Origin of the sequence: Nocardia pseudovaccinii NBRC 100343, from assembly GCF_001613225.1 — a bacterium.
GTDB classification, from domain to species: Bacteria; Actinomycetota; Actinomycetes; order Mycobacteriales; family Mycobacteriaceae; genus Nocardia; species Nocardia pseudovaccinii.
The window spans coordinates 1-14,419 of sequence record NZ_BDBY01000262.1; the positions used below are offsets into that span (position 1 = coordinate 1).

The 14,419-nt window shown below is 65.5% G+C and carries 15 protein-coding genes; 12 read left to right on the plus strand and 3 right to left on the minus strand.

Going from position 1 to position 14,419, the window contains the following annotated elements; translation table 11 throughout:
* Nucleotides 1-542: 542 nt before the first annotated feature.
* The 5 genes from NP3_RS32470 to NP3_RS32490 all read left to right on the plus strand — a co-directional run bounded on the left by NP3_RS32470 (nucleotide 543) and on the right by NP3_RS32490 (nucleotide 4,555).
* Nucleotides 543-1,496 carry an alpha/beta hydrolase gene (locus tag NP3_RS32470; protein ID WP_245721203.1) on the plus strand — a complete coding sequence of 318 codons (954 nt, stop codon included), beginning with the start codon at nucleotides 543-545 and terminating at the stop codon, nucleotides 1,494-1,496.
* Nucleotides 1,497-1,826: 330 nt separating this feature from the next.
* Complete coding sequence (locus NP3_RS32475) at nucleotides 1,827-2,117, plus strand: DUF427 domain-containing protein (protein WP_063045559.1); 291 nt, start codon at nucleotides 1,827-1,829, stop codon at nucleotides 2,115-2,117.
* Nucleotides 2,118-2,171: 54 nt separating this feature from the next.
* Nucleotides 2,172-2,939, plus strand: a complete 768-nt coding sequence (locus tag NP3_RS32480; protein WP_063045560.1) for an alpha/beta hydrolase — start codon at nucleotides 2,172-2,174, stop codon at nucleotides 2,937-2,939.
* Between the two features lie 25 nt (nucleotides 2,940-2,964).
* A complete protein-coding gene (locus NP3_RS32485) occupies nucleotides 2,965-3,483 on the plus strand; it encodes a PspA/IM30 family protein (RefSeq protein WP_063045561.1) in 519 nt (172 codons plus the stop codon).
* Nucleotides 3,484-3,526: 43 nt separating this feature from the next.
* A complete protein-coding gene (locus tag NP3_RS32490; protein ID WP_063045562.1) occupies nucleotides 3,527-4,555 on the plus strand; it encodes a hypothetical protein in 1,029 nt (342 codons plus the stop codon).
* Nucleotides 4,556-4,559: 4 nt separating this feature from the next.
* Here NP3_RS32490 and NP3_RS32495 read toward each other — a convergent pair whose 3' ends face one another.
* A complete protein-coding gene (locus NP3_RS32495) occupies nucleotides 4,560-4,988 on the minus strand; it encodes a hypothetical protein (protein ID WP_063045563.1) in 429 nt (142 codons plus the stop codon).
* Nucleotides 4,989-5,281: 293 nt separating this feature from the next.
* On the opposite strand from NP3_RS32495, the gene NP3_RS32500 reads away from it, so the two are divergent.
* The 7 genes from NP3_RS32500 to ppc all read left to right on the plus strand — a co-directional run bounded on the left by NP3_RS32500 (nucleotide 5,282) and on the right by ppc (nucleotide 13,223).
* Nucleotides 5,282-8,233: a sensor histidine kinase gene (locus NP3_RS32500; RefSeq protein WP_245721204.1), complete on the plus strand. Its 2,952-nt coding sequence runs from the start codon at nucleotides 5,282-5,284 to the stop codon at nucleotides 8,231-8,233.
* Nucleotides 8,230-8,658 carry a roadblock/LC7 domain-containing protein gene (locus tag NP3_RS32505; protein WP_063045565.1) on the plus strand — a complete coding sequence of 143 codons (429 nt, stop codon included), beginning with the start codon at nucleotides 8,230-8,232 and terminating at the stop codon, nucleotides 8,656-8,658. The genes NP3_RS32500 and NP3_RS32505 overlap by 4 nt, the downstream gene beginning before the upstream one ends.
* Nucleotides 8,655-9,092: a DUF742 domain-containing protein gene (locus NP3_RS32510; protein WP_063045566.1), complete on the plus strand. Its 438-nt coding sequence runs from the start codon at nucleotides 8,655-8,657 to the stop codon at nucleotides 9,090-9,092. Before NP3_RS32505 ends, NP3_RS32510 begins: the two co-directional genes overlap by 4 nt.
* A 28-nt stretch (nucleotides 9,093-9,120) precedes the next feature.
* Nucleotides 9,121-9,696: a GTP-binding protein gene (locus NP3_RS32515; protein ID WP_063045567.1), complete on the plus strand. Its 576-nt coding sequence runs from the start codon at nucleotides 9,121-9,123 to the stop codon at nucleotides 9,694-9,696.
* Nucleotides 9,697-9,733: 37 nt separating this feature from the next.
* Nucleotides 9,734-9,865 carry a maltose acetyltransferase domain-containing protein gene (locus NP3_RS47195; RefSeq protein WP_245721205.1) on the plus strand — a complete coding sequence of 44 codons (132 nt, stop codon included), beginning with the start codon at nucleotides 9,734-9,736 and terminating at the stop codon, nucleotides 9,863-9,865.
* Between the two features lie 99 nt (nucleotides 9,866-9,964).
* Complete coding sequence (locus tag NP3_RS32520) at nucleotides 9,965-10,384, plus strand: VOC family protein (RefSeq protein WP_063045568.1); 420 nt, start codon at nucleotides 9,965-9,967, stop codon at nucleotides 10,382-10,384.
* 67 nt (nucleotides 10,385-10,451) lie between these two features.
* On the plus strand, nucleotides 10,452-13,223 hold the full coding sequence (gene ppc / locus NP3_RS32525) for a phosphoenolpyruvate carboxylase (protein WP_063045569.1): 2,772 nt from the start codon (nucleotides 10,452-10,454) through the stop codon (nucleotides 13,221-13,223).
* On the opposite strand, the gene NP3_RS32530 is transcribed toward ppc, so the two are convergent.
* Together NP3_RS32530 and NP3_RS32535 are read right to left on the minus strand one after the other, a co-directional pair.
* On the minus strand, nucleotides 13,224-13,631 hold the full coding sequence (locus NP3_RS32530) for a RidA family protein (protein WP_063045570.1): 408 nt from the start codon (nucleotides 13,629-13,631) through the stop codon (nucleotides 13,224-13,226).
* Nucleotides 13,628-14,398 carry an IclR family transcriptional regulator gene (locus tag NP3_RS32535; RefSeq protein ID WP_063045571.1) on the minus strand — a complete coding sequence of 257 codons (771 nt, stop codon included), beginning with the start codon at nucleotides 14,396-14,398 and terminating at the stop codon, nucleotides 13,628-13,630. The genes NP3_RS32530 and NP3_RS32535 overlap by 4 nt, the downstream gene beginning before the upstream one ends.
* Nucleotides 14,399-14,419: the final 21 nt, after the last annotated feature.

A 14,419-nucleotide genomic window follows, 5' to 3' on the forward strand; every position in this document is an offset into this window, starting at 1 on the left:
GATGTGGTCAGCGCGGTGCTCCGCGCTGGTGAGCTGATATCGGGCCCGGGGTGTCCGCGATCGCGTCGACCTCGCCGTCGACCTCGAGATCGGCGAAATGGTCGTATGCGCTCATCGCGATCGGGACCAGCTCAGGCGCTACTGTGCCCGGGGCCGATTTACGTTGCGGCTAAGTGCATTATGTCTTCCCGCGACCATGCGATCGCCGACGCAGGTACCGGCCGATTCGTTGTGCGTCGGTATCGTGCGTGCAGCCGATGCGCTCACCGCCCTCTCTCGTACGAAATCCGCGATATTGCTGAGAATTGGCGCTACGGCGATAGGAGCGCGGATGTCGCAGGCGCCCGGCTGTCGTCACACGGTGAGGGTGGCGGATTACAACGTTGCCCGATAGTTACCGACGGTGGGAAGTCTGCGTGCGCGTTCCATGGCATTGTCGACGCGAATCAGCCACGGACCCGAAAGGGCCGACTGTCGATGAGAGGGTGCACATGGGTTTGCGCATGTCGGTGTTGCGAGAACGTCGAGGTTTCCGTCGAATTGTGGCTGTCGCTGCGGCCATGGCGATCGCGCCGCTGATCGTCGCGGCTCCGCAGGCGAACGCGGCCGCCACCGTCGAGCGGATCGAGCACACCTCCGCGCAGCAATGGCAGATGTATGTCCGCTCGCCCGCGATGAACCGGACCATCCACCTCGACGTGCTGGTACCGGCGAACCAGTCGGCATCCCGGCCGACCCTGCTGCTACTGGACGGAAACGGGGCGTCGGAATCCCAGCCGGCGAGCACCTGGACGCTGCGCGGCGGCGCCAAGGAGTTCTTCGCCGACAAGCCGGTCAATGTGGTGATGCCGGTCGGTGGCGGGGGCACCTACTACACCGACTGGTTGAAGGATGACCCGAAACTGGGGCACCAGAAGTGGGAGACCTTCCTGACCTCGGAGCTGCCGCCGTTGATCGACCGTGAGCTGAAGGGCAACGGGGTCTACGCCGTGGGCGGACTTTCGATGGGGGCGGGAGCGGCAGCCATTCTGGCCGTTCGACACCCTGACATGTTCCGTGCGCTGGCGGCCTTCAGCGGTTGCTACTCCACCGACGGTGTCGGGCAATTCTCGGTGCGCCCCGTGGTCGAATCCAAGGGTGGGGACCCGGACAACATGTGGGGCAAGGTGGGCAACCCGGAGTGGGCGGCGCACGATCCGAGCAAACACCTCGACGCGCTGCGCGGCAAACCGGTCCACCTGTACGTCGGCACCGGTGTGCCCGGCCCCGACGATGCCCCGTTCGATGATCGCTGGTCGTGGCCCAACGACCCGATCCGGTCGAACGAGATCGAAAACATCTCGCACGACTGCACCCTCGCCATCTCACCCGCCATGAAACTGTTCGGCGCCGACCTCTCCATCGACTACGGGGCCGTCGGCGTCCACTCATGGCCGTACTGGAAGGCCGCACTGCCCAAATCCTGGCCTGCGCTGAAAGCGGGCCTCGGCGTATAGGAGGCCGCGAACAGCTGGCTTCTGAGGTAATCGAGATCCGTCGAGCGCAGTCACATGGCGGTGTCCCGGGCGTGTCGTGCCGCGTTTCGACTGCGCTCGGCGAGCGAGCCGGACCGGATAGCGCGGCGGCGCAGTAACGGATCAGGGCTATTAGCCGCTGCGCACCTTTTGTCGCGCCGCGCCGTGATTTTCTGGGCAAATCGGTGCGCGGCGTAAAAATCGTGCGCGGTGTCGCTGAGCATGAGTGGGAATAGGGCGGGTGTGGGTTGGGTTACACCCGCTAGCCGTGGTTTGTGCGCGGCGGAATTCGGTGCGACGGTGGGAGATTCGATGAGTGTGCGAGCTATATGGAATGGCACGGTGCTGGCCGAGAGCGACGACACCGTGGTGGTCGAGGGGAATCATTACTTTCCGGCGGGAGCGCTGAAGACGGAGTACTTCCGGGACAGCGGTACGCATACCGTGTGCGGGTGGAAGGGGCTCGCATCGTATTACACGGTCGAGGTCGAGGGCACGAAGAATCCGGATGCCGCCTGGTACTACCCGGATCCGAAGCCGGAGGCCGAGCAGGTGCGTGACCGGGTCGCGTTCTGGAAGGGCGTCGACGTCGTCGAGGTGTAGTGCATTCGGGTAGTCGGCGCGCGGCGGCGGCGGGTTCCGGGTAAGAACGATGGCATGCGACATCCGGCCAGTCCGATCCTCAATGCGCTGACCTTCATGTCCGATCGCCAGGTCGTGCAGACGCCGTCGATCCTCGAGATGGATTACATCGAGTTGTCCATCCGCACGACCGATGGCGAGACGCTGCAGGGTTGGTGGCTGCCCGCCGCACGCTCGATCGGGCATGTCCTGTTCGCGCACGGCAATGCGGGCAATATCGGCGACCGGGTGCCGATCTACGCGCTGCTCACCCAGATCGGTTTGGATGTACTGACTTTCGACTATCGCGGCTACGGACGCAGCACCGGGCGACCCACCGAGCACGGCACCTATCTCGACGCCCACGCGGCCAGGCGGGTGCTATTGGAACAGCCGGGCGTCGATCCGGATCGCGTACTCTACCTGGGCAAATCGCTCGGCGGCGGTGTCCTGCTCGAACTGGCGACCGAGCATCCGCCCACCGGACTGATACTGATGTCCACCTTCACCGGCCTGCGCGACGCGGCCCGCTCGGTATATCCCTTCCTTCCCAGCCCGTTCGTCCCGGACGCCTACCCGAGCCTGCGCCGGATCAGCAAGCTGCGCGCACCCGTCTTGATCATGCACGGCGATCAGGACGAACTCCTACCGCTGCGGCATGCCGAGCGGCTGTTCGCGGCCGCGCCGGAGCCGAAGCGATTGGTGGTCTTTCCCGGCGGGGGGCACAACGATCTGATCATGTCGACCGGGGTCGATTGGGCGGATCTGATCCGCTCCTGGGCGGGTGATGTGCTCGCCCGCTGATGGCGCTCGTGCGTAGCCTGGCGATATGAGTGATTTGGGTGAGATCACCGCGCGGCTCGCGGCGCTGTCCGATGACGAGCTCTTGGCGGTACTCGGCACTGCCACCGCGGGCCGACCTCGGCTCTCGTGGGTACACACCGCGGTCGTGGAGGCCGCCGGACTCGGCCATATGGGATCCGAGTCGACTGTGAGTCCTGCCACTGTGACGCCGCAGCCGCATGACGAAGAGCCGGGGGCGGGCGCATCCGGGCAGGTCGGAGGCTTTTCTCCGGTACCGGCGGTACCGGTACCGTCGACCGGTATCCCGTCCGGCTCCGAGGTGGGCGGATATTCGTCCGGCGGCGTACCTACTTTTGAGTCAGTTCGCGATAAGGTCGAGCAGCGCTTCGGCACCGCGCAGGGGATGGGCGAACTCGACCGGCAGACTCCTGCGGGCCGCAGCGCCGACGAACAATGGGAGGCGCGCGAGAAAGCGGCGCGCGAGCGTCTGGCTCAGATACGGAAATCGTTGCACGGCAACGATGTCGAATCGAACGATCCGTAAGCTGACCGAGCGCGACGGACTACGAATGTGATGGTGATATTCGATGAGCGAGCCGCGTGAGATCGCCGAACGGCTACTCGATGCCCAAGTGGAGTTCCTGCTGGCGGAGGTGAGCGGCGAACGCTTCACCGAGGTCGTCGGCAGGGACGTGGAATCGGTGCTCGGGGTGGCCGACACCCTCGTCTTCCGCGATGTCGTCGGCATCGACGATGCCAAGGAGACAGTCCGCACCGTCGTCGACCTGATCGGCGGCAGTCCGGTCATCGCGGATATGGTCGGGGTATTCGCCGATTCGATCTACGACCATATCGCCGCGAACAACGACTACACCCTGGGCCAGGTGGTCGACCGCGAACCGGTCGAGGCACTGCTGGAGAAGATCTTCGGCATGCACCAGGCGCAGGAGCGCATCCTGGAGCGGCTGACCGAGAGCCCGTTGGTCGCCACAGTCGCCGCCAAGTTCGTGGATAAACTCATCTCCGATTTCATGGAGGCGAATAGGCAGATCGCGGGCAAGATTCCCGGTGTCTCATCGCTGATCTCCATGGGACAGTCGGCGGCCAAGACCGCCAAGAAGGCCACCGAGAGCACCTTCATCGGCGATATGGCGGGCAAGGGTGCGGTATTCGCGCTCAAGCGCACCAACAATGCCATTCGGGAGATGTTGCGCGACGCTCCGGTGCACGATGCCGCGATGGAGTTCTGGGATCTGCACGCCGATGAGCCGGTGAGCGGCCTGCGGGACTATCTGACCCAGAAGGATCTCAACGAACTGGTGCTGCTCTGCTACGAGATCGCGGTGACCACCAGGGAGAAGGAGTATTTCGGGCTGCTCGTGGACGAGTGCGTGGATGTCTTCTTCATCAAGTACGGCGATTTCACGCTGGCCGCGATGCTGCCGGAACTCGGTCTGTCCGGCGACGATATCGCCAAGGAGATCCTGCGGTACGGTCCCGCCGTCATCGAGGGTGCGAAGCGTAATGGCGTGCTGGGCAAGCTGATTCGCGAGCGGCTGGAGCCGTTCTACACCTCGGATGTGGTGCTCGGGATCCTGGGCGACGTCAAGGGCTGAGCCGTCAGCGTGCGAAATGATCGCCGTTGCGGACCTCTTCGACTGTGCGGCCGATCATTTCGCGCAGCGTCGCGGTGACGCGCTGCCGATCGGTCGGCTTCACGATCACGGTGCGACTGCCGAAACTGACGTAGCGGCCGTCATTGTCGAAATCGGTGATCTGGAAGTCCTTGCGGCCCTTGGTATGCCGATTGTCCACGCTGCCGAGCGGATACACCCCGACGTGCACGGTGGCGGTCGTCGGGCGACGGAAGAATTTGTCGAACTCCTCGCGTACTGGAAGACCTCGGTGGAACGATGTCGCAGTGGATAGGGGAGCACACCCCGTCCGGTCGATTCCCAGAGCTTGGTCGCGATGGGACGTGGGAGTGAAGGATTCGGCCGGAATCGTGCACAGTGAATCCTCGGCGCAGCTGTCTGCGACGGCCGTCACGTCACACTGTCCGGCGACATGATGTGAGCGGATCGACACCGCGAAAACAGTGGATTACCAGCATGTATACAAATGTGCTCTGTGACCGTTTTGTCCGGTTTTCGCGTTGACAGCGACCTGCCCCTGCAGCAGGCTGCTGCGTGACTTTCCGTGCGCTCGCCGTGGAGCTGTCACGGCTTGGCAATCGGAGGAGCAGGGTGGTGCGTTTACGTCAACGGTCGGAAAAACCCGGTGGCACAACGGATATGACTGCCGACTCCAGAAGTGAACGCCAGGTTGCCGGAAGCGGAATAATGCGACCGCGCACGATTCGGGGGCAATTGGCCCGAATCCTCGTCGTCTCATTGGTTTTGGTACTGGCGCTGCTCGGCGTTACGGTCGCGCGGGAGGTCGAGGCCTTCCGAGACAGTGGCGACACCGTGCACGCGGTCTCGCTCGCACTGGCCGTCCAGGATCTGGTGCAGGAGGCACAGCGCGAACGCGGGCTCAGCAATGGTCTGCTGGGCGGCGATGCCCGGCTGGTGCAGACCGTGGCGGATCAGCGGGTCGAAACGAATCGCTCGCTGGCCGCACTCGAGGAGGCCGCGGCCGGGGACGCGCCGGGCACGGCCCAGGTGCGTTCGGCGATCGGCCAATTCGACGCGCTGGATGCGACCCGTTCGCAGATCGATGCCCGCCGCACCAGCAGGCAGGCCGCCTTTCAGTTCTATACCGACGGCATTTCCGCACTGAATCGTCTGACACTCGGGCTCGATCAGGCGCGCGACGCCGAGGTTCGCCACGGCCTCGAGGCGCTGTACGCCCTCGGCGAGGCCAAGGAGCAGACGGCCAAGGAACGTGGATTCCTCAATGGCGTCTTCGCCGCCGACGAGTTCCGCAGTGGCGAGTATGTCGAATTCCTCGATATCCGTGCCGCCAAGATGGCCGGTCTGACCGCCTTCGCGCGCGACGCGACCGCGGCACAGCAGGCCGAGCTCGATGCGGCGCTGCGCAGCGAGAATGCCGTCAAGGCAGCCGAATCGGAGCGGATCGCGATCGCGTCGAGCACCGGTCCGCTGGTGCGTTCGGTGGATCCGAGCACCTGGTGGGCGCAGATGACGGGGGTCATCGATGAGCAGCGCACGGTCCAGCAGGCGGTCGGTGACGATGTGCAGCGGCGCGCGGCGGCGCTGCGCCGGGATGCGTTCTCGACCCTCGGCGGCTTCCTGCTCGCTGCGCTGATCGCCGTTGCCGTCGAGGTCGCGCTGGTCTTCACCAGTGTGCGCGCCATCGTGCGTCCACTCGCCGAGTTGGCGGCGGAGGCGGATGACGTCGCCAATCACCGGTTGCCCGGGGTGATCGCGGCCTGGCGGGAATCCGATGACACTCAACCCGATCCGCCTGCGCCGGTGCGCACACCGCGCGGCGCGAGTGTCGAAATCGCCGCGGTGGCGGGGGCATTGGATGGTGTGCAGACTACCGCGTTCGAATTGGCTTCGGAGCAGGCGCTGGTCCGCCGCAATACCACCGAGTCGATGGCGAATCTGGCGCGGCGCAACCAGAATCTGGTTCGCCGTCAGCTCGGCCTGATCAGTGAATTCGAACGCGAGGAACTCGATCCCAAGGCGCTGTCCAATCTGTTCGAGCTCGATCACCTCGCTACCCGCATGCGGCGCAATGCCGAAAGTCTGCTGGTGCTGGTGGGTGCGGGAAGCCCGCGGCGCTGGGCCGAGCCGATTCCGCTCACCGATGTGATTCGGGCCGGGTTGTCGGAGGTCGACGACTATCGCCGGGTGGTGCTGCGGCGGGTGGACGATATCGCGATCACCGGCGCGGTTGTCACTGATCTCGCGCATATGCTTGCCGAGCTCATCGAGAACGGATTGGCCTTCTCTCCACCGGATATGGAGGTGGAGATCTACGGACGCAAGCTGCCGACCGGATATTTGCTCGCGGTGGTTGATCACGGTGTCGGGATGCCGGTGGAGCAGTTGGACGAGGCGAATGCCCGGCTGCGCGGCGAGGCCGATTTCGTCGTCGCGCCGACGCGGTACCTGGGGCATTACGTGGTCGGCCGGTTGGCGCGGCGGCTCGGAATCGATGTCGAGTTGAATGTGTCGCCGGTGAGCGGGATCGTCGCGCGGCTGCTGTTGCCCGCGGGAATCATCGCGGGAGAGAAAGATCGGCGCGCACCCGCAGCGCGAGACCAGAGCGATTCGGCTGCGGTGGCCGGTGTGCGAGGGCAGGTCGAGTCGGCGGCGGCCGGTGTCCTCCCGGCCTTGGGGGGATCTCCCGCGAGCGAAGCTGTTTCGCCGAGACCGATGCTCGGCAGGCCGCGGCACAGTGCTCCGGCTGATGGGGCTCCTGACGCTCCGGTTAACGGCGCTCGGATAGCTGGTGCCTCGGTGAACGGGACCTCGGTGCCGGTCGCTCTGGTCAATGGTGCCCCAGCCGATGACGCGGTGGTAGGTGGCGGCTCCATGCCTGGTGCCCCGCTCGCCAGTGCTCCGGACCCCGACGCTTCGGTGCCTGGCGCTCCGCTATCCGGTGCGCCGACCCGTGATGCGCGGACGACCAGCGCATCCGACCCCGACCGCACCGCGTCTCGGCCACCACGCTCCGGTGGACCCGCGCATTCCCGACCGGGATTCGCCGCACCGGGACCCGCGCCGTTCGCCCAATTCCTTTCCACGCCGGACGGTTCCGATCACAATGCCGAATCCATCGGTACCGGGATCGATGGATTTGTATACACACGCGACGGGAGCAATGGATCGCTGAGCCGTCTGCCCAGCGCTACCGGAAGTGATGGTGCCAGCCGAGCCCCGCACGGTGTGCCCGCAGCCGACGGATCCGGTGCCCGCCCTATCGACGGCATAACCGCATTCAAGGGTTCACAGCCCGCTTCGCCGTCTTCGGCCAGCGGATCGCTATGGCAGGTTCCCGAAACGGAAACAGCGGCAGCGGAATCCGATGCTGCACCGACGGGGGTGCAGCGCACCAGGAACGGATTGGTCAAGCGCAACAAGCGAGCGCGTCCAGCGGACATCGGAAGTGACAGCGCACCGAAGGCTCCTGAGTCGCCGAGCGCTCCGGTAGCGGATCGCTCACCGGCCGAAACTCGCAGCATGCTCTCGTCCTTCCGGGCCGGACATGAGCGCGGCGCTCTCACCTCGCCACGAGCGGGGACGCCCGAAAACATCCCGCGCGCCACGGATTTGGCGCAAACCTCGGCTTCACCCACCACCGCAGAGGAGTTTCGATGACCACCCACATACAGGCTGCGGACCCGCACACCTTCAACTGGATGCTGGCCAACTTCGTCCGCAATACCGATGGCGTCCGCGATACCGTCGCCGTTTCCTCCGACGGTCTGCTCATCGCCATGTCGGAGGGCTTGGACCGTACCGGTGCGGATCGACTGGCGGCCATGGTTTCAGGACTGTCCAGCCTGGCCCGAAGTGCCTCGCGCAGTTACGCATTCGACGGCCTGAAGCTGATCATGATCGAGATGAAGCGCGGCTTCCTGCTGGTCTCCGCCCTCGGTGACGGCAGCTGCCTCGGGGTCATCGCCGACGGCGGTTGCGATGTAGGTCTCGTGGGCTACGAGATGGCGGTGCTGGCCGAACGGGCCGGTGCGCTGCTGGACCCGGCGCTCATTTCGGAATTGCGAGAGTCGTTGCGCCGATGAGAGATCCATACCGGCCGCGGTTGCCGGACCCGCGGATGATTCCGGTCAACCACACTTTCGGCTGGCTCGCGGCCGACCGGTCGCCGAAAGACAGTCCGGACGAACAGGGCCTCGATGACCGATTCGTGCGCCCGTTTGTCGTCACGGCGGGACGCACCACGCCATTGATCGACGGGCTGCGCATCGAAACACTGGTGCGGGCGCTGCCCGCCGCGCTGTCCGCGCCGCTGCACTTCGAACAGCGCACCGTCGTTCGGCTGTGCCAGCAGCCGCATTCCATCGCCGAAATCGGGACGGCGCTGCACGTTCCGGTGGGCGTCGCGAAGGTGATCGTCAGCGATCTCGCGGCCGCCGGGCATGTTTCGGTCCGGGACGCCCCGGAACTTTCCACCGCAGCCATCGAGAGGATCAGGGACCTTGTACGGGCACTCTGAATATCGGACACCACCGGCCGAGCGGTCGATGCCCTCGTCGGTCAAGATCGTGATCAGCGGCGGATTCGGTGTCGGCAAAACAACATTCATCAGCGCGATCTCCGAAATCGAACCGCTGGTGACCGAGGCGGCGATGACCGAGGTCGCCATAGGCGTGGACGATCCGGGGCGGCGCGCGGACAAGACCGAGACCACCGTCGCTCTGGACTTCGGCCGCATCACCCTCGACAGCTCGCTGATCCTGTACCTGTTCGGCACCCCCGGCCAGGACCGCTTCGTCTTCCTGTGGGACGACCTGGTCGACGGCGCGCTCGGCGCGGTGATCGTGGTGGACACGGGCCGGGTCGAGGACTGCTATCCGGTGCTCGACTACTTCGAAGAGCACAACACGCCATTCGTGGTGGTGGTCAACCGATTCGAACAGGGCGAGCACTTCGAACTCGACGAGGTCCGTGAGGCACTCGAGCTCGACGAGTGGATCCCCATCCTGGAATGTGATGCGCGAGACCGGGGATCGGTAAAAGAGGTGCTCGTCGCGCTGCTCGAGCAGGTGCTCGTCCAGCGCCTGTCCGCACCGCGCAGGCAACCCAGCGAGGTCGGCTGACCGTAGCCTGGCGCCCGTGGGCGAGCAAAAGTAACGGATGCTGCGCGGCGAGTTGTACCGGGACAGCGATCCGGAGTTGGTTGCCGAGCGCATCCGGGCACAGCGGTTGTGCGACGAGTTCAACCGCACCGGCCCGGAGGAAACCGACGCGGTGCTGCGGGAGTTGTGAGCGATTCACCGAAACCGAATATTTCGCGGGATCACCGATGAATTCCGGAAGCACTCGCCGTCTTTGCTGGTGAACCCGCTCGACACCAGGAGATATCAAATGAGCAACGGCAAGGATTTCACTCTTACCCACGTCGCGGTGCTGGTCGGCGACCAGGACAAGGCGCTGGAGTTCTACCGCGATGTCATCGGCTTCGAGGTTCGCCAGGATATGCCGTTTCCGGGCGGCCGCTGGCTGACCGTCGGACCGGCATCGCAGCCGGGTATCGAATTCATCCTGGAGAACCCAGGGATGAACCCGAACGAGGCCGCTCGCGAGGCCGCCGAGGCCAGGCTGGCCAGCGGTGCGCAGGGCACCCTGATCTTCACCACCGAGGCCGTCGACGACACCTTCGCCCGGCTGCGCGACGCCGGTGTCGATGTCGATCAGGAGCCGATCACCCAGCCGTACGGCGTCCGCGACTGTGGTTTCCGCGATCCGTGGGGCAACCACCTGCGGTTCTCCCAGCTGCTCGGCTGATTCGCCGCGAACCGCCCGAGGCGAATGTCACCGCCAACCGGGTCGCACCTGGCACTAGGGTCGAATCATGACTCAGGCGCGGATCGAGACGGAACAGGATGCGACCCGGCCGCTGCGCGATGACATCCGCTTCCTCGGCGGCGTCCTCGGCGACACCATCCGCGATCACGAGGGCCCCGAGGTCTTCGACCTGATCGAGCGGGTGCGGATCGAGGCGTTCCGGGTGCGGCGCGAGGAGGTCGAGCGCAGCGCGGTGGCGGAGATGCTGGACGGCGTCGAGATCGCGGTCGCGCTGCCGCTGATCCGCGCGTTCACCTATTTCGTGCTGCTGGCGAATCTGGCCGAGGATATCCAGCGCGATCGGCGGCGCGCGGCGCATGAGGCGGCCGGGGAGCCGCCGCAGGATTCCTCATTGGCGGCGACCTACCGCAAACTGGATGCGGCGGCCCTGGACGGCGCCGAGGTCGCCGATCTGCTCGCCGACGCCCTGGTGTCGCCGGTGATCACCGCACATCCGACCGAAACCCGGCGCCGCACCGTCTTCGATGTGCAGACCCGCATTACCGAGTTGATGCGATTGCGGCAGCGCTATACCGAAACCGAGCGGGCGCGTGCGGACCTGGAGCTGCGGATCCGACGCCAGGTGCTCTCGCTGTGGCGCACCGCGCTGATTCGATTGCAGCGCCTGCGGATTCAGGACGAGATCTCGGTCGGACTGCGCTACTACGACATCACGCTGTTCGACGTTATTCCGGCGATCAACGCGGAAGTTCGGGCGGCGCTGCGGTCCCGGTGGCCGGGCGCGGAATTGCTGCCGCGGCCGATCCTGCGTCCCGGCTCCTGGATCGGCGGCGATCGTGACGGAAACCCCTATGTGACAGCGGATGTCGTGCGTCAGGCGGCATCGCAGGCGTCGGCCGTCGCGTTCGGACGGTACCTGCACGAGCTGGTGGAGCTGGAGAAGTCACTGTCGCAATCGGCGCGGCTGGTGCTGGTGACACCGGAGGTGGCCGCACTGGCCGAGGCCGGTTATCCCGATCCCGCGACGCATTCCGATGAACCGTATCGCCGTGCGCTGCACCGGATTCGGGCGCGACTGTCGGCGTCGGCACTTGCCGCGCTCGGCGAATTGCCCGCGGACGGCCTGGATATGGGTGCACCGGCATACGCGACACCACAGGCGGTACTCGACGATCTGGACGCTGTGGACGTCTCGATGCGGGCCAGCGGTGACGGTCTGCTCGCCGACGACCGGCTGGCCGCATTGCGATATGCCGTCGAGACATTCGGATTTCACCTGCAGGGCCTGGATATGCGCCAGAACTCGGAGGTGCACGAACAGGTCGTCACCGAGCTGCTGGCGTGGGCGGGTGTACATCAGGACTACGCGAGTCTCGCCGAGCCGGAGCGGGTGGAACTGCTCGCCGCCGAGTTGCGTACCCGTCGTCCGCTGCTCGGCCCGCATGCGCGGCTCAGTGAACTCGCTGCCAAGGAGCTCGATATCGTCCGTGCCGCACGGGATGTCGTCGTCACCTTCGGCGTCGAGGCGGTGCCGAACTACATCATCAGCATGTGCACCTCGGTCAGCGACATGCTGGAGGCGGCGCTGCTGTTGAAGGAGGGCGGCCTGCTCGATCCCGGTGAGCCCGATGGACCGCCGAGCTGCCCGGTGAATATCGTGCCGCTGTTCGAGACCATCGAGGATCTGGGTGCCGGTGCGGCGACGCTGTCCGCGGTGCTGGATGTCCCGGTGTATCGAGAGCTGGTGGCTGCCAAGGGAATGCGGCAGGAGGTAATGCTCGGATACTCCGATTCCAACAAGGACGGTGGGTATCTGGCCGCGAACTGGGCGCTCTATCGGGCGGAGCTGGATCTGGTCGAGGTGGCGCGCAAGACCGGAATTCGCCTGCGGCTGTTCCACGGTCGCGGTGGCACGGTCGGTCGCGGTGGCGGGCGCAGCTATGACGCCATTCTCGCCCAGCCCGTCGGCGCCGTGCGTGGCTCGCTGCGGTTGACCGAGCAGGGTGAGGTGATCGCGGCCAAATACGCGGAATCCGGTGCGGCGCATCGCAATCTGGAGTCGTTGATCGCGGGCACCCTGGAGTCGACGCTGCTCGATGTGGAGGGCCTCGGTCCCGATGCCGAGCCGTCCTATGACCTCATGGACGATCTGGCGGCGCGCGCACGTGCGGCCTATGTGCGGCTCGTGCACGAAACACCGGGATTCGTCGAGTATTTCCGGCAGTCCACGCCGGTCGCCGAGGTCGGCGATCTGAATATCGGCAGTCGTCCCGCCTCCCGCAAGCCGACGAATTCGGTGAACGATCTGCGGGCCATTCCGTGGGTGATGTCGTGGAGTCAGGCCCGCGTCATGCTGCCGGGCTGGTACGGGACGGGTGCGGCGCTGGAGGAGTGGGTCGGCGGCGATCCCAACCGCTTGGCGATTCTGTCGGACCTCTATCGCCGCTGGCCGTTCTTCCGGACGGTGCTGTCGAATCTGGCCCAGGTCATGGCCAAGAGCGACCTGGATATCGCGGCCAGGTACGCCGAACTCGTCGATGATGTGGCGTTGCGCGAGCACATCTTCGGGATGATCCGCGACGAGCACGCCCGCACCATCCGCATGCACGCCGCGATCACCGGCAATGATCACCTGCTCGCCGACAATCCGTCACTGGCGGAATCGATCCACAACCGCTTCCCGTACCTGGAGCCGCTGAACCAGATGCAGGTCGAGTTGCTGCGCCGGCTGCGGGCGGGCGACGATTCCGAACTCGTCAAACGCGGCATCCTGCTGACCATGAACGGACTCGCCACCGCGCTGCGCAACTCCGGCTAGTTACGCCGACACGATGGCGACCGCATCGATCTCGACCAGCATTTCCTCCCGCGGCAGTCCGGTGAATACCGTTGTGCGGCTCGGCAATACGTCGCCGGTGGTGTTGGCGGTGACGAATTCGCCGTAGGCGTCGTTCATGACGGCGAAGTCCTCGCGCTTGGTCAGGTAGACGCGCAGCATCACCACATCGTCGAAGGTGGCACCGCTCGCCTCGACGATCGCCTTGACATTCTGCAGCGTCCGAATCGTCTGGGCGGCAACGTCGCCGGGGAAGAGGTACTCATTGGTCGCCGGGTCGACCGGACCCTGGCCCGAGACCTGTACGAACGGGCCCTTGCGCACGCCCTGGGAGAAGGTGTGCGCGGGTGCGGGGGCGTCGGTGGTACGGACGGCGATCTTCTCACTCATGAGTGGCCTTTCAGTGGGTTGCGGCCGGGAGTCCAGCCGAGTTCGGCGGAAATGGCATCGGCCGCCGCGCGGACCCGCGGCAGTTCGGCCAACACCTGGTCGTGGTCGAGCAGCATGTCCGGCACCGACATCGAGACCGCTGCGACCACGGTCCCGGTGCCATTGCGCACCGGGACGCCGATGCAGTTGACGAAGCTCTCGTGTTCCTCGTGGTCTTCCGCATAGCCCTGTGTCGCAACGAGTTCCAGCTCTTCCAGATAGCGCTCCGGGGTGCGGATGGTGCGGTCGGTGAACTTGCGATAGTCGAGGCGCTCGGCGATCGCGAGCCATTCCGTGCGCGGCTGTGCGGCGACGAGCACCTTCCCGACCGCCGTGCAGTGCAGCGGGGCGGGTCGGCCGATGCGGGAATACATGCGCACGCTCTGGATGGCATCGAACTTGTCGATGTAGATGGCGTCACCGGATTCGTAGGTGGCGAGGTGAATCGTCTGTCCGGTAGCGGAATTCAGTGCGCTCAGGTGCGGGCGGGCGAGGGTGCGAACATCACGCTGTTCCAAGGCGCGGTTGGCGAGTTCGAAAATCCGGGAGCCGAGGACGTATTGGTGCTGGCTGTCATGGGTGACGAAGCGCTGCGATTCCATGGTCTGCAGCAGCCGCAGCACCGTGGACTTGTGCACGCCGAGTTCACCGGCCAGCTGATCGAGCGAGCGCGCATCCTCCCCCAGCGACAGCAGGATGGTCAACGCACGCAACAAACTCTGACTCATGACTGCGCCTCGCTGATGCTC

Bases quoted from the DNA above. Each gene is read 5' to 3' on its own strand.
- NP3_RS32475 (WP_063045559.1), top strand. From the start codon at position 1,827: ATGAGTGTGCGAGCTATATGGAATGGCACGGTGCTGGCCGAGAGCGAC.
- NP3_RS32505 (WP_063045565.1), top strand. From the start codon at position 8,230: ATGACCACCCACATACAGGCTGCGGACCCGCACACCTTCAACTGGATG.
- NP3_RS32530 (WP_063045570.1), bottom strand. From the start codon at position 13,631: ATGAGTGAGAAGATCGCCGTCCGTACCACCGACGCCCCCGCACCCGCG.
- NP3_RS32490 (WP_063045562.1), top strand. From the start codon at position 3,527: ATGAGCGAGCCGCGTGAGATCGCCGAACGGCTACTCGATGCCCAAGTG.
- ppc (WP_063045569.1), top strand. From the start codon at position 10,452: ATGACTCAGGCGCGGATCGAGACGGAACAGGATGCGACCCGGCCGCTG.
- NP3_RS32535 (WP_063045571.1), bottom strand. From the start codon at position 14,398: ATGAGTCAGAGTTTGTTGCGTGCGTTGACCATCCTGCTGTCGCTGGGG.
- NP3_RS32515 (WP_063045567.1), top strand. From the start codon at position 9,121: ATGCCCTCGTCGGTCAAGATCGTGATCAGCGGCGGATTCGGTGTCGGC.
- NP3_RS32510 (WP_063045566.1), top strand. From the start codon at position 8,655: ATGAGAGATCCATACCGGCCGCGGTTGCCGGACCCGCGGATGATTCCG.
- NP3_RS32500 (WP_245721204.1), top strand. From the start codon at position 5,282: ATGCGACCGCGCACGATTCGGGGGCAATTGGCCCGAATCCTCGTCGTC.
- NP3_RS47195 (WP_245721205.1), top strand. From the start codon at position 9,734: ATGCTGCGCGGCGAGTTGTACCGGGACAGCGATCCGGAGTTGGTTGCC.
- NP3_RS32485 (WP_063045561.1), top strand. From the start codon at position 2,965: ATGAGTGATTTGGGTGAGATCACCGCGCGGCTCGCGGCGCTGTCCGAT.
- NP3_RS32480 (WP_063045560.1), top strand. From the start codon at position 2,172: ATGCGACATCCGGCCAGTCCGATCCTCAATGCGCTGACCTTCATGTCC.
- NP3_RS32520 (WP_063045568.1), top strand. From the start codon at position 9,965: ATGAGCAACGGCAAGGATTTCACTCTTACCCACGTCGCGGTGCTGGTC.